Below are 15,126 nucleotides of genomic sequence, written 5' to 3' on the forward strand. Positions count from 1 at the left end.
CGCCAACTATAATTCATTATCAAAGATTCGCGTATTATATACCATTAAGGGAAACAACAGTGCAAGGAGTTGCTCCCTACTTTGAAATTAAAAGCTGTCCGCGAAAAGAAAGGACTTACTCAAGAGCATGTAAGTCGTGCTGTAAATATATCGTTAAAACACTACCAAAATATTGAGCATGGCATTACAACGCCAACCGTCAACATCGCTCTTCATATTTGCGAGATTCTCAATGTTGACCCGAGAAAGATTGACGAGTGGAAGGATAGGCGTCCTTCGGTTTAGAAAGTCCACGAATTACCAATGTAATGATATACAAAACCTTCTCCTTGGTCTGTCGACTATGAGTCACAGAGGGCAAAAAAAAATAAACAAGGGCACTCCATTTGATATGGGTGCCCTTGTTTATTTGCTTGCTAAATAAAATGCGATACCCCAATCAAGCTAAAAATCATCTTGATCTTCGTCACTATTGTTTGTGGATAAATAAAAGATGTTGTTGATCAACTTTACCGTCCGAAATTTGTTATTCAAATTCATTGACTTCTCACGAGTTATGACAATAACCTCTTGGCGGATAGACGGATCAGCGATTTCCGCTTCTTTACTTTGATCCGAAATGATTGCCTTATAGACTTGTCGACCAGATACGAAGAATACTGGACATACGCTAATAAAGTCCGTCTTCACATAAATTGCAATGACGATCAATACAATTGCAATTGTGACCATTAGGTTTATTCCCGATGCTTGATCTATGGAGACTAAGGGTAACAGTAACGTCATCAAGAAAAATGAATAGTCATTCACACTTAAACGCTCATATTTTCTGACTGACACATTCATACCTATTTCCCTAGCCTGTAATTGACGATCATAGTTACTGAAAAGCCACATGGCAACCAAGCGGTAGATGAGCAGTGATATGATGATTATCCCCGCTATAACAATTACATCAAAGACCGTTTTATCCATATGCTTGGCTAACCATGTTGCCCAGTTCGTTTGCTTAAAGAAGTCGTTACTGTCAATAAATCTGTAGATCATAATAAGGACTAAGGGAAGGTATGCTGTCGCCCATAAGATGACCTGTTCACGCTTGCCCCACATAATTCTCTCCCTCCCAAAGAGGACTTACATACCCCCTAAGAATTATTCTTCGTAAGCAACCGCCACCTTGAAGTCTTCAGTTACAAATGACTTTACGATCTTATCGGCAAAGAAATGTAATAAAGCCCTGGGGGAAGCATCCTCTTTAAAGATAATCTTACGGTTATCCAGATCAATGTATTCGAATAATTCCCAGATGGTGCCGTACTTCTTCTTATACCGTTCCTGCTCAGCTTGATCCTCGGGAAGGCTTGCTTTGATTTGCGACAGCTCATTACATCTAGCCTCAAAATTGGTCTGAATTGCCGTTAAGGTGTCGCGTTTAATTTGAGCTAATCCCCGTGAGTGGATGTACTTTTTACAGGACTCCTCGAATTTCCCTTTGTTCGAATCCTCACCATCAAAGAATGGCATTGAAATAATCTCAGTCAAATTCCGATCTCGCTGTTCATTAATATGATCTCGGTAATCAAATGCGAACTCGAAATGTCGGACGTTTATAATGAAGATAAAATCTCCGACAATAAAGAAGTCAATATTACCCCCAAGATCAATCATAGTATCCTCAGTAAAAATAAATTGATTGGCATTTTTTATTACCCATAACTTCTTACTTGAGGTACGCATGCTATTTCTCCTAACCCCTCGGTAATAACAAAAATACGCATCTTGCTCACCTAAGGTTAGCTTTACCATTTGAAAACTAGTGTGCTTTTCTGGATACTCAGGATCAGGAGTGCGTAATGCTGTGGTCAGCTTTCCAACTTTCGCTAAAAGGCCTTGATCTTCAGACAGCTCAAACCTTGCTATACGGTCATTTATCTTGATTTCATGGTTATAGTTACCGACTAGAAAAACCTTACTTTCGGTATCGTCAACTTCCTTCAATCCTTGCAAGGTTTTAATAATACTTTTCTTGACCCACTTTATAACATCTGGAGCAAGTTGAATACCTGAGGATTGATATAAAGAATCGGCTTCTTTTTGCAACCTTACAAGGTGAAAAGATAAATCCACCTCATTCAAAGCTTCGTCCGTCAACGCCAAATTGCTGAGTCTATAAATGATACTATCATTGTGGTTTATATCCATCCTATATCGCCTCCCCCATTCCAACAATTCGACAAAAGGAAAGGATTTCCTTTATTGCAATTGCCGAATTGTGCTGAACTGTGGAAGTCGCTTATAAGAATGAGAAGGACTTAGTTACCCCTCATTGCGGAAGAAATGTCATAATACAAGGTTACACCGACTTTCTTTAATACCTCATAATGTTGAGTAGCCATCTCCAAGGCTGAAAGTCCAGAGTCAGAAGTGTGTGCCATTACGATGTAGGCTCCTACTGTAAGCACTGCACTGATCAATAGAAACTTCATCAGGTTACCGATGAAACCAATGATTTCCCTTACCCCATGATAGTACAAAGCGCGGAACAGCCACCTGATCGGAGCCACGATGAAGGTACTTACTAGCCAAGGCTCTCTGGACTTGGCGCCTGATTGGTCGGTGGCTGCTTGATTACCTTCAATTATTAATCCTCCGACATTGTCTTTAGGCTTGACATACTCTTCATCCAGCTTTTCAACATCATCAAACGGAATTAGTGGAGCTTCAACCGATTCTTCTTCAATGTCGAGGAAGCCCGCTGACTCGGTAGAGTGGGTCGACTGGGTAGACTGGTTGACTGTGATTTTGCGGGAGCTGATATGGGATCTCGTATCTTCAAATAGCTTGGCACTTTTACTGATCTGTTCCTTCAAGTCATCAATTGATGAATTTTCTGGCTCGGGATTGTCCGATTGCTCTGCCGCGGCGATGATTAAACCGAAACTTGGCTTGATCTCGTCCTGTGGAACTTGTTCCTCCGGATCGGATATGTCCTGGACTGAAGATGGCAGATCGACTGGAGTAGGTTGATCAGTCTCGGGCTGTGGGTCATCTTCGTGTGCTGGCTCGACAAGGTCGGAAGGAGTAGGGGGCTCGGGATCAACGATAGGTGAATGTCGTAATATCGGATCGATCTCGGTGCCGATACCCACATCGACTGTTGAGCCGTCAACCTCATCGAAGAAGGTGAATGAGAGATTATCCTCATGCTCACTCGAATCCTTATTCCTTTCAACGTTTCTTTGTCTGTCCGACGATTGATGTCTCATTAGGTTTATCATTGCTTCTTCACCTTCCTCTACTACTATTTATTTGAAATCTCCAAATTCGACTCCGTAAGATAAAAATGTCCCACGAATGGAATCAAAACATGAAAAGCCACCTCGAGAGCTAAACGAGGTGGCTTAGAGGTTAATCCTTAAGGACTGTAAGATCAAAATCAAAGTAGGCTTGGTCATCTTGCAAACTTACCGACCGTTTATTATCTCCATGCTGCAGGAACAGGTCGACATTTTGGAACGCTGCTGGATTTTTGAACTGGATGCGAACATGGGAGACTTCTAATCCATATAGATCGATAGTTGTTTCTTGTTTCGCCTTAACCCGTAGTTTCCTCAAGATAAAGCCGTTATTAGCATGTTTGTCTGAAATATCGTAGATCACCACATTCTTACGACGGAAGTAGATGATCACCGCAATGATCAATATTGGAGTGGCTGCTATCGGGATGATCGGCAGCTTACTTTTCGGCTCAATCGGCTCCGGTTCCTGTGGGATTTGTGGGATAAAGTCCTTTGGCTCGACAGGTTCGATGATAAAGTCGATCCGTCTCGTATTTTCCGATTCATTTAATTCAATTACCGTCCTTATTTCGCTTGCATCCTTTAACGATTCGGTCCGGGAATTCTTTTGTTCGCTGTCCTGATAAACAACAATCTCAACCTTTCCAAGTTCCTCATTGGTGAAAGGATTCTTCAAGATGACGGTATGCTGACCAAGTTCAGCATTCTCAAATTTATACTCCCCATTGGCATTCGTATACGTGACACGCGGATCAGAATGCAGTTCAACTTGTATACCTTTCATCGGATTGCCGTCTTTGTCCAAGACAACCCCAAAGACCGTTCCATATTGCTTTAGCTTTTGATACCTGAACTCGACAACCAACTGGCGACCTTGAGCTTCAACTGTTACACTTTGAATCGAAGGGTCTAGAGATTCATACCCCTCTATAGCAGGAGCAGAAATCCCATGCTTGCCGAGTGGTAAATCCCGCAGAATCTCTTCTGTCAAGACTTCATCCGTTTCAACGTCAATCGTAACAATACGAACCTGATCCAGTTCAGGAGCCTTTTCAACTATCGAAACATCATTCGAAACCGGAATATCCTCCGATGAGTCGGCATCACTTACCGGCTCTTGAATGATAACTGGTTCATTTTCTACAGGTTGGTCAGAGTTTGGATCTTCGAAAACCGGCTTTTCATTGCCTATAGGTTCCTCCGACTGCTCAACAACAGGAGGTTCGGCTGGAACTTCAACTACAGGCGGATCAGCAGGTTCTTCAACCACTGATGAAGTAGGTGGTTCCTGAACTACAGGCTGCTCGACCGGATCATCCTCCACTGGTGGATTGATTACAGGTGGTTCAACTGGATCATCTTCCTCATCTGCAGGTGAAGTTATAACCTTCGCTTTGTAGGAGAAAGTGATCTTTTGGAATGGTTCGGCAACGGTCAAGACAACCTTTTTCAAAGCTTCGCCAACTAATTCATAAACCCCGATCACTGCATCGGCAATATAGGAATGCTCTCCAAGCTCTAAATCCGTTAAGACTTCATCATCTCGAATCTTTTCATTCGTTACTGAATCTCTAAATTCAACCGTAAGCTCGCCTTTTGTTACTGGCGGTGGAGTGACCGGCTCGAAATATGCTGTGGCTGTTTTATTCTTGTCCATTTTAATGGTGATTTTAGCCTCTGTATAATCCTGCCCATCGACTATCCACTTCACAAATACATACCCTTCTGCAGGATCAGCTTTTAATGTGACCTCTCCATCTTTGTCATACTTCAACTCTTCGTTATCGGAGCTTGGTGTCGTCGCTCCTTCACCGATCTGATTCACTGTTAAAATAAACTGATTCGGTGCAGTTGGTGTTATCAAGTCAAAATAAGCAACCGCCGTGATATCCCGATCCATCGTAATCGTAATGTTAGCTGTCAAAATCTCTTCCCCGTTTACGACCCATTTTACAAATTTATATCCGTCCGCAGGGTTAGCAGTCAGGTTAACTGTTTGAAACTCGTAAAAATTCGATACCCTAGCAGGGGAGACATCACCTTCTCCGACATGATCAACCGATAAAGTGTACTGAATCAGCGGTTCGAAGTAGGCGGTGGCTGTGGTATTGTTATTCATGGTGATCGTCATTACAGGGGTGAATGATTCAACCCCATTAACAACCCACTTTATGAATCTGTGACCAGCTGCTGGACTTGCAGTCAAGGTTACCGGCTCTAACGGAAAATGATTTGTTACCCCTGTAGGGGAGACAAGACCTTCCCCGATCTGATTTACGCTCAACGTAAACTGCGCGGGAGAAGTCGACTTAAAAACCGCTTGAGCTACATGATTTCGATCCATCACAACATCAACCCATAAAGCAAATGGATTAGGATAATATACATCCTCACCATCAATGACCCATTTCTCAAATTCGTATCCTGGAACGGAATTGTTGGTCGATAACGAAACTGTCTCTCCGGATGGATACTCGTGAGTCCCAACGGTCGGAAACACGGAACCTTGTCCTAATGGATTTAGAATGGTCATAGTGTGCGTGTTCGCAGGTGCTGTCGATTGATAATAAAATACGACAGGATGATCTTTGGAACCATGATAATCAAAAGTTAAAGGGAAGCTTCCTTGTGCAACTCCATTTTGAGCAATACTCAAGGTTACATTCCCATCTCCAACTACATACAACTTACCGTCCGTGTCGTCATAATCGAGAATACTCTCATCTGATACCGTATAAGTGGTCGAATCCGAAGGTTCTTCAACTCCGAGCGATTGCCCTGAACTGCTGTCAATTAGATTTAGCATTGGAACGAGTTCAGAAGTATAAACGTAATCTTTATTCTTTATCATTTGAGTTGGATCTCCGATAAGAGAATATCCATTTATTTCTTTCGATTCGTATACGGTCACATCATCAATTTGCAGGCTATTGTCGGCAGTAGAATATATTTCAGAATCAAGTACGGTATCCGTCCCCGTTTCTCTGTGCTCGACTTTTAAGGTATCCACTCGATCAAATCGGTAGCGGTATTGAGGAGTCTTGGCTTGTGGATCACCACTTGCTAATCCCGATGCATCCAACCAATCATTGTAAAACTGAATCCCCTCCGAATCGCTTCTCAGATTCAAAAAATTATAATCGAAAAGCAGTCGACCATTCGGATTCATGACACCAAACAGACTCCGCAAAGAAATGACGCTACTATTAGTAAGATCATTATTTCTGAAGTCGATCAACTTTCCATTGATAAACTCAGTCATTGTAAGATTTGATAACCCCAAGATATTATTCAGTTCATTACGGCTAAAATCAAGAACCGAATCGGGATTAAGGTTACTCTCTGGCTCGATGATTGTGGTAAGGTTGGACAGACCATCTAAATCCGTCAACTGGTTATTGGAGAGATTAAGATGAGCCACTCTTGTCAAACCATTCAAGCCATCGATGTTGGATAGTTGATTATCACTTAAGTCCAACAGGTTTACTTCAGATAAAAAGCTAAGGGCGTCAACATCCGTCAACTCATTACCGTTCAAATAAAATGCGGCATTGGAACTGTAATTTGGATTGGACAAAATCGAGTCCTTAAAAATCTGCAACCCCTCAAGACTTGTGAAGCCTTTATAATCTGGATCTCCGAAAGAAAATACGCCGAAACTAGCGAAATACAACTCCATTCTTTTCTCTACATCACGTTTATTGATTGTGTCATTAACGGTTCCAGACCAAACAATAGTTTCCATTGGAAACGTAGGCAATGATTCACTCATCCACTGGACAAAGTATTCGGCTAAGACCGGATCTTCAAACAGGTTAGCCACCACAACATCCTCACCCCGATGGAAACGGGACAGTGGATCTTGATCCCCGTTGTCTGGTTCAATGAACCCTGGATTGCTTATGTCCCTGAACGGAATATTATTTTTAGTTGCATATTCCTCGGCTGTCGAACCGATATGACCAACAATCGTAGCTTGATATGGGATGGTGTTTAAATCATCTGCAGATCCACCGATTGCTGTGTTCGTCCCTTCAAACGAAATACTTCTTAGCCCATAATCGTAACTGAATGCACCACTGACTACTTGTTGAACGTTCTCGGGAATAACCACAGTCTCCAAATTACGGTTAAAACTAAAAGCACCATTTCCGATGTAATCTAAACTGCTTGGAAATGAAATGGTCGAAAGTCCTGAATCTTCGAAGGCGAAATCGTAAATCTCCCTTAAAGTGTCTGGTAACGAAATGCTTGAAAGACTGGTGCATCCTCTGAAAGCCTTGTCGGAGATAACAAGCAAATTACTCGGAAGGGTGACCTCCTTCAGACTTGTGTTGTTTTCAAATGTTCCCGTACTAATTTCCCCTACAGAACTCGGTAACTTGACCGTAGTCAGATTATGATTATCCTTAAAAGAATTTGGCTCAATCACCCTGACTCCTTCAGGAATCTCAACACTGATAATATCTTGGTTAGCTTGAAAAGCTCCAACATAATCTGAAATCGAAGAATCCCAAGAACTTCGAATCGCATAAACAGGGTATTCATCAATACTGTCAGGTATAACAATATTTCCTCCTGCTCCCGTATATCCCGTTATTTCAATACTGCCGCTATCACGATCCGACATAACATAAGTAAAATCACCCGGATCGGAATCGTAAACTGCACTGGTGACCGTAAAGTCACTGTAAACGGCATCCGTCACGCTTGCTCCGACTGCGAGTCCCCCGAGCGGGAACAGACTAACCAGCAGACAAATGACCAAAGACAGGGCAATACCACTAAAGAACTTCCTCTTCCTCACATTCACATCTCTCATCCCCTTAGACTTATAAAAATTCATCTAATAGGAATAAAATTGATCCGAGAAAAAGTGCAAAAGTATAATTGTTCTCCGTCTTTGCTTTGGGCTTCAGCGGCGTATTTCAATGAGCTTCATCAAAAAAAAGCTGCAACCCCGAAGGATTACAACTATTACAAACGAGTCAAGCTATTCGACCTCTACATAAACCATGATAATCCGCAGTGCTTCGTCGTAACTACGTGCTTCGGACAAAACCCTGTCCTTCATTTCTTTTGCCTGACCATCGAGTCCAGCATCCTTTAATGCTCTTGAAGCAATGCCAAGCAGATTGAAGATGTTACCATTCTCACCTACCAAGCGAACCTTTAGCTTCTCCAATAGCCTTACCCCCATGAATTATTGAAAAACGCTACTCTGAATCACATATCGAATAAGTTCCATTTATTCAACATAATTCGACAAGTCGAACAATCAGTACTCCCTCGGGAGTAAGATGGTATAATTTTTCATTTTTCCATCGTCACCGTATATCGCCCATACATCTTCGGAAAAGAGATGCTTATTGTCAACGGTCACCAAGTGATTATCATTCCCGTCCGTAACAACTGTGTTGTTACCCATATTTTTGAAAACGATGAACTCTTCACGCTGCCGATATAATTGAAAAATAAGAGCAATTGCTAAATCCCAATTTTGACATCCGATTTCCTTAACCCCTTGGGTCATTACAACTGAAAGTTCCATTCATAAAAACTCCTTTCAAAGCTACTGACCATAATAGAAAGTCATCGCTAGACTTTTAATGTGCGAAATTTTCAGCAATTCTTAATCCTGATCTACGCCCTCATCAATGTAACTGGCTCCCGACAAGATCGCTGCAACAGCGAGGGGACTGAATGGAAGTCCGTGATGCATGTAGCCATCCCGTATAATTTCATAGTAATAAGGACTTGGTGCTGCTAGGGGTCTTGATTCATCAACATTCATCAAATAAACCATCGCGAATATCTTTTTAGTTTGTTGGCTCGAACCTTTTTCCCCTAATTCCAAATGCACCTCGAGCGTCTCTTTCCGATATAAACCGCTTGAGACCCCCTCATAGCGATCCAGAGCGACTTCGTCCATTTTTGAAATACTCCAAAGGACAATAGGTACGTTTTGACCTGGACTTTGTTTGATATTGGCGACACTTCGGAATTCTAATTCAAAATCATAAATATAACCATGGCCAATAACGTAAGCATCTGGACATCTCGCCTTCATTTGATGAATGTGAAGATTTGAACCATAGGCTGCATAGAGCTTCCTCTGCATTTTCTACATCCCTTCCAGAAATATAAGACTATGTTACTTCCGCTAAAGCAGGTTCTTGCTCCTCACGTCTCGATGGATCTCGGAAAGCAGAATCGCCAGATAGCGGTTTTAACAAGTGATACCGCATGGTTTTGAACTCCGACCCCGAACCTTGCATTCTGAGAATCCATACGCGCAAGCTATATTTGTCATTAAAATTACTTGGCACAGTCACCCGACTGGTAGCCTTTCTCTGATTCAGGGCTTGGGTAACAATGAGCAGACTCAACTGGACGTAGGTCTTAACCTTACCGGCATGCATCGTGCTGTTAAATATCCTAAACTCAATTGTTTTCAAGCGGTTTGAGAGGAGTTGATGTAAATTGAGAACTCTATACCGGCTTTCGTTATATCTGTCATTTCTAGCTCCTCTTACCCCGAAATACCAAATATCCGAAAGTGCAGTCATGGTCTTCGGTTTCTTCTTGTTTAACCTCTGAATGAAATCAGCGGAAAGGCTTTGGCAATACCGCTGGCGATCACTCTTGACCCGAACTGCTTTGAACAGCAAATCTTGCTTGGCAAAGACGATATTACACAAGATACGCAACTGGTTTGGCGTAAAGCCATCTGCACCAACATGAACGTGGAGTCCGCAACTTTTATTAGGTGAAGCCCCCGCCGTGCGTAATTCTCTAATCAAATCTTGAAGCATTGGTAGATCGGCATAGTTCAATACTGGAGTGACTAATTCACACTGGTACTCGTCGTCTCCAGTGACAACATCACTTCCACTCAGCCTCTCAGGCTCAATTGAAGCGTCTCGAAGGACTTTCCAAGTCCGTCCTGAACGATCTTGAATGTCATACACCTCATAACCCCACATTATTCTCGGAGTTGGGGAGGTATCAAAGAAATCTGCGATGACTCTAGCGGCAAAATGCCGTTGAATGCGTGTGAACTCAATCTCAACGCCAAAGGTTTGATTCGAGTGATCGACTGGCACATTTCGATGCTCCTTTCCTAGATATTTCGTGCATGTATGTAGTAAAAAATCTCATGTTTCTTGTGCAATTTTTTAGCTTTCTCAGGGGGATTTTGAAAAAATATCTGTGGAAATTGAGGAAAATCTGAAAGAGTAGGGGTGAGAACGGGTCGAAGAAATGGTACTCGGGTGAAATGAACAAAATAAAACCGCCCTGATACCAAGGCGGTTACACAAACATTCTATTTAGTTCCACCCGAAAACTGGATTACTGAGCTCTATACAACGCCGCTGCCGAGTTTTAACAACCAAGCAATCAAACCGCCAATCTCTCCAAGGACTAAGTAGAGCAAGCAGATCGAGAGAATAATATAAGTAACTATCCTCAGCTTGAAATATATTAGATACGCATTTTTATATCCACCACTACTGTCTAATGATGCTTCCGTTTGTTTAACAGCTGATAGTGCTTCATTAGTAACAAATTTGGGCTTCTGATTCCCATTCTCACTTGCCCTGTCATCCATCCAGTTCCTAGCAAAAGGCAAGCCTATGAACGCCATATCTAGTACAGTTGAGCCGACTAGAAAAATTGTTATAAGTACTGCTCCAACTCCAAGGATCACTCGAACAATTGATAAAAGAGGGGCAACCCACTTCATAGCTGTATATACATCCGCCGATGTTGCTTGCATGACAATTGGAAGGAGCAATAGTGATACATCTTTATCCATTGCATTCATCGTATCCATTATATTCTTCTGAGTCTGTCCAGATACAGCAGAATCTTGAAGTTCGGTGACAAAAGTCGCTAATGCTCTCGACCGCGACTTTTCAGTTGCAGAACGGAAATTCTCAATTTTGAACTCAATACTTCCGCTTTGATCATCATACTCTAACAGCCGAGTATCAGTATTATCGTTTCTGGAGTTTTCTTTAAACTCCATCTCCAGATACTCGCCGTTTTCACCCATTTTAGACCAAACTTCCGCCATGTACTTCTTATCACTTGGTGGGATCATGATTGTTCTAACGCCCGATTCGTCCTCCCCAGCTGCGAATACCCCGACTGCTCCGAAGCACATCGATAAGACCATGACTAACATAATTAACAGTGTAATCTTTCGCTTCATGACATCACATCCTCTCCAAAATTAATAACTTACTTCCTTAGCAGGTATGTCTGCCATACTTTTTGCTCAGGTCTAAAGCTGAGCGAACGGTAAAAAGTAAACGTCACAACTGACACCGTAATTGAAGCGAATAGTGAAGGGCTGTAGAACTGTTCAGGCAACTGCATACCCGAGAAAAGCATCCCTAGCAAGACCCCCGCATAAACAATGAGCACCCCTGCAAACAACATCATCGACTTCATCATCCAAACTCCCGTCTTATACAGACTCCAAGTTTTCGAACTGTACATTACCCCTACAACTGCTTTAGAAAAGAATTTACGCATACGGACTTCCTCCTCGTTTGAATAAAGAATTCTGTTACACTAACCGTAAATTTTCTGTATTTACCAATCGAAAAAGTGAATCGGAATCCATAAACCCAAAAAACTGCTAGAGATTTTACAGCTGGATCTCATTCGGCTTAATATCTGGTCATCCTAGAAGAAAAAAAGTGCCATTACCCCATAACGAGGGAAGGCACTTTGTGTAAACCTATAATTATTTCGGACATTTACCTGTATCAACGAATAAGTCCCGAATAATGAGCAGAATACCAGATAGGCGTAATCACTGCTGATGAACCGAGATCAAGAAGGCTCAAATATTATGTAAGAATACAGCTTTTAATAATCACGAATCCGATAAAGTATCCTCGTTCGATTTAATAACTCAAGAAATTGTTCGGCGGTACTTCACTTTAGCTTATAATATCTGCTTATTTTACAAACTCTACGCCCCCAATGTGCCTTGCGCCCTTGTTCTATAGATTGATCAAATAAAAAAGACCTACTCATACGTGTTAAGTAAGAGTAGGCAAGGGAGAGAGGGAGTGAATGGAAATAGACAAAAGCAAGAACTCCTTACTTAAGTCATTCCATTGTAATACTAAAAATTATCTCTTAAGATCTTGAACCATCGGACAATCTCTGACCCCGAACGAAAATCTCAATATAATAACGATAGCTGTCCATTTCGATTTGTATCGGCATCCATTCAGACCCATGATCACTTGAACTGCAATGTAGAGCATTCTTTTCGGTAATCGGCATGTTGAAGCAAAATCCCGACTACTTGAAGTGCTGTAAACTCCCCGCTACTTTCGTTATCGACTTTAGCTCCTGGCAGGGAATATCATTCGGATTCAGCTCGCCAATGACCATTTTGGCGAAAACTGTTGGATCATAAACCCTTATCGTTACCGTGATTGTACTACTTCCCTTTCCTATATTAACAGGAAAGACCCCAATATTTACTAGCACCACCTGCCAACTGTTATCAGGCTGAATCAACCCGATCAACAATCGTTCGAAAGTATTGCAGGATTCCGAACTATACTGGACAATTTGAGTCGTTACTCTCTGCATTAATTCGCCGCTGAAGCCTAGCTTGGAGTGGATCGTGTATATCCCAAAACTTCCAAGGAAATCAGTCCCCTTGTGCCATTTCATTTCCCGCACATAATAGAGCGGCGATTTCAGATTGGTTAGGATGATCAGGCTGCGAATCGGGACTTCAGAAACCAAACTCGTCTCAATACTGGCATCTTGCTGAAGATGCTTGATTAGATCAAGGCAGCCCTCATCAGCATAATGACGAAGTGAGGGATAAGAAACAGAATACGCCAGCCGAAGAAAGAGATCGTCTCGGTAGGGGAGCGATGCCAACTGAAGCATTTGATCGGGAGCTAAAGGCTCGAAAGTAACCCCTTCAAGGAAATAAACCTCGTCATGCTTAGGGAAACGGTAATCCAATAAACCCTTAATCCGCATTACCGGCATCCAATTCAGCCTCCTCAAGCTGATTTACACTCCGATACGGATTCTGTTCTTCGAGCCATTCATATAGCCGATTTAATTGATCGGTTATCGTGTGCTGACCCTGCAGAGTAAACTCACCACTAAAGAACATCTTCACTGCCTCACGATCCATCTTCTTCCCGTTTCGTGTACTTAGCAAAGATAAAATATGGGCAAGCTTGGTTGAATTACATTCTTGGGTTAGAACATACTCTACAAAATGAGCATAGACGCCAAGACGAGCTAACTCTTTCCTGCAATCCTTTAAACTTAAACTCGGATCATACTTGGATGCAGGTAAATATAGAGAAGTCCCTGGTAAAAAATAACCATATGTCCCCGGATGGGTTGCACTCTCTCGGTAGGCTTCCATAGCCTCATCAATGGTTTCAAAATCTTTAGCCTCCGTAATACAACTTATTGCCCTATCCACTGAAGGTCTAATCTTGTCCGAAGCGTACTTGACTGTCTGTTCAATTACATTGATATTTTCGACTTCATAATGGGCAGCTGTAGTTCTACAATTCAAGTCGGCATGTTTCAAATAGTAATCAAGACGTTCATTTGCTTTCTTATGCTTGATCCAGTGAAGTGATCTCAAGTCTCGAAGCAGTTCATCTATGGCATCAAGCTTCCGCTTTACCAGATCATATTCCTTTGGATTGGCTCTTCTTAATTGCTCAATAATGACTTCCCGAGTATTTATTACTTCTCGAAAGATATTTGGTTTGTGTGCCATGCTGATACCCCCTTCGATTAATTTTGAGCAATGAAACATAACAACTGCTTATTTTGCAGAACGTTCATTACATACCAATTTTTTATCTCCATCACCTCAGCAAGAGAATTCGTTTCAAACAAACGATTCACTTTATCGGTATTCAAAACGGTAGCTTCCAACAAAGTCTCCATCTGGCTACGCAAGTAACGCATGTGATCCAACGTTCGAAAATCTAATTCACGCATATCCTTACTTGTGCATCTACCGCCGCGCATACAAAGAGTAATCAAAGCTGCTTGTTTCTCAGAGGTATCTTTCATTACTTTTAAAAAATCGAATATCATTTTGACGATTGATAGCTTTAAAAGAAATACTTGCCGTTCTTCATTCGTCAAACTCGATGAATCAAACTTATTCCTAATTTGAGCTACTCCATCATTTAAAGTATCTAGGTTAGTAGCAATCTGTGTTTTCATAGTGGTCACGAGTGATCTCTCCCTCTGAAATTATTATGCAAAGCTTGAATTCAAACAAATAAAGTCGTTGAAAATGAACATAATTTGACTGTAAAACCTTGTTTCAACCCCCTACTTAGAAATATGGTTCACTTTGACCGATTTTTAGGCTTTGGGTCTTTTTGCAACTTCCGAAAATCCCTAGAAGTGGTAAGCGAAAATCACCAAAAACAGAATGGGCAAAAAATATAATACAAGTAGCCGAAGCCTAAGTAATATAAAGTTACTCAGCTTCAAGCTGCCTAAATCAAAGTCATGTGCCGATTAAGATTAATAATGTTACTCGGGGAATTTCGCAAACTATTGAGGATTGAAATCTTAATAGAGATGATTGAATGAAGAAAGGGTACTTGAGGAAGTAGGAATGAAACAACAAGATCAGGCTGATGTGTACTTACTCCCTATCTCTCGAAGATAATAAAGTCTGTCTGTATAATATCGATCTGCAGGTATAGTTAAGGAAAGCAAAGATAATTTTCATAATCGAGGAGATGCATCGTTTACTATGGTCAGCGCTCATACCCCAATCTTGGTG

The 15,126-nt window shown here is 41.7% G+C and carries 14 protein-coding genes; 1 reads left to right on the forward strand and 13 read right to left on the reverse strand.

Features of this window, described 5'->3' with window-relative positions:
* The first annotated feature begins 81 nt into the window (after window positions 1–81).
* Window positions 82–285 carry a helix-turn-helix domain-containing protein gene (locus JMF85_RS00290; RefSeq protein WP_201317554.1) on the forward strand — a complete coding sequence of 68 codons (204 nt, stop codon included), beginning with the start codon at window positions 82–84 and terminating at the stop codon, window positions 283–285.
* A gap of 159 nt (window positions 286–444) precedes the next feature.
* Here JMF85_RS00290 and JMF85_RS00295 read toward each other — a convergent pair whose 3' ends face one another.
* The 13 genes from JMF85_RS00295 to JMF85_RS00355 all read right to left on the reverse strand — a co-directional run bounded on the left by JMF85_RS00295 (window position 445) and on the right by JMF85_RS00355 (window position 14,561).
* A complete protein-coding gene (locus tag JMF85_RS00295) occupies window positions 445–1,110 on the reverse strand; it encodes a hypothetical protein (protein ID WP_201317555.1) in 666 nt (221 codons plus the stop codon).
* A gap of 42 nt (window positions 1,111–1,152) precedes the next feature.
* Window positions 1,153–2,202, reverse strand: coding sequence for a Kiwa anti-phage protein KwaB-like domain-containing protein (locus JMF85_RS00300; RefSeq protein WP_201317556.1), 1,050 nt, complete (start codon window positions 2,200–2,202; stop codon window positions 1,153–1,155).
* Window positions 2,203–2,312: 110 nt separating this feature from the next.
* Window positions 2,313–3,278, reverse strand: a complete 966-nt coding sequence (locus tag JMF85_RS00305) for a hypothetical protein (protein ID WP_201317557.1) — start codon at window positions 3,276–3,278, stop codon at window positions 2,313–2,315.
* Window positions 3,279–3,408: 130 nt separating this feature from the next.
* Window positions 3,409–8,112 carry a leucine-rich repeat protein gene (locus tag JMF85_RS00310; RefSeq protein ID WP_201317558.1) on the reverse strand — a complete coding sequence of 1,568 codons (4,704 nt, stop codon included), beginning with the start codon at window positions 8,110–8,112 and terminating at the stop codon, window positions 3,409–3,411.
* 180 nt (window positions 8,113–8,292) lie between these two features.
* Complete coding sequence (locus tag JMF85_RS00315) at window positions 8,293–8,484, reverse strand: hypothetical protein (RefSeq protein WP_201317559.1); 192 nt, start codon at window positions 8,482–8,484, stop codon at window positions 8,293–8,295.
* Between the two features lie 93 nt (window positions 8,485–8,577).
* A complete protein-coding gene (locus JMF85_RS00320; RefSeq protein ID WP_201317560.1) occupies window positions 8,578–8,850 on the reverse strand; it encodes a hypothetical protein in 273 nt (90 codons plus the stop codon).
* An 81-nt stretch (window positions 8,851–8,931) separates the two neighbouring features.
* Window positions 8,932–9,420 carry a gamma-glutamylcyclotransferase family protein gene (locus JMF85_RS00325; protein WP_201317561.1) on the reverse strand — a complete coding sequence of 163 codons (489 nt, stop codon included), beginning with the start codon at window positions 9,418–9,420 and terminating at the stop codon, window positions 8,932–8,934.
* A gap of 28 nt (window positions 9,421–9,448) precedes the next feature.
* Window positions 9,449–10,405, reverse strand: a complete 957-nt coding sequence (locus JMF85_RS00330; RefSeq protein ID WP_201317562.1) for an amidoligase family protein — start codon at window positions 10,403–10,405, stop codon at window positions 9,449–9,451.
* Between the two features lie 257 nt (window positions 10,406–10,662).
* Entirely contained in the window at window positions 10,663–11,517 is an 855-nt protein-coding gene (locus JMF85_RS00335) for a hypothetical protein (RefSeq protein ID WP_201317563.1), read from the reverse strand.
* 29 nt (window positions 11,518–11,546) lie between these two features.
* Window positions 11,547–11,843: a hypothetical protein gene (locus JMF85_RS00340; RefSeq protein ID WP_201317564.1), complete on the reverse strand. Its 297-nt coding sequence runs from the start codon at window positions 11,841–11,843 to the stop codon at window positions 11,547–11,549.
* Between the two features lie 783 nt (window positions 11,844–12,626).
* Window positions 12,627–13,337, reverse strand: a complete 711-nt coding sequence (locus JMF85_RS00345; protein WP_201317565.1) for a hypothetical protein — start codon at window positions 13,335–13,337, stop codon at window positions 12,627–12,629.
* The gene (locus JMF85_RS00350) at window positions 13,318–14,094 is read right to left on the reverse strand and encodes a hypothetical protein (RefSeq protein ID WP_201317566.1); all 777 of its coding nucleotides are present in this window, start codon (window positions 14,092–14,094) and stop codon (window positions 13,318–13,320) included. The genes JMF85_RS00345 and JMF85_RS00350 overlap by 20 nt, the downstream gene beginning before the upstream one ends.
* Window positions 14,095–14,111: 17 nt before the next feature.
* Entirely contained in the window at window positions 14,112–14,561 is a 450-nt protein-coding gene (locus JMF85_RS00355) for a hypothetical protein (protein ID WP_201317567.1), read from the reverse strand.
* Window positions 14,562–15,126 lie beyond the last annotated feature (565 nt).

This window comes from Paenibacillus sp. EPM92, from assembly GCF_016586185.1.
GTDB classification, from domain to species: Bacteria; Bacillota; Bacilli; order Paenibacillales; family NBRC-103111; genus Paenibacillus_G; species Paenibacillus_G validus.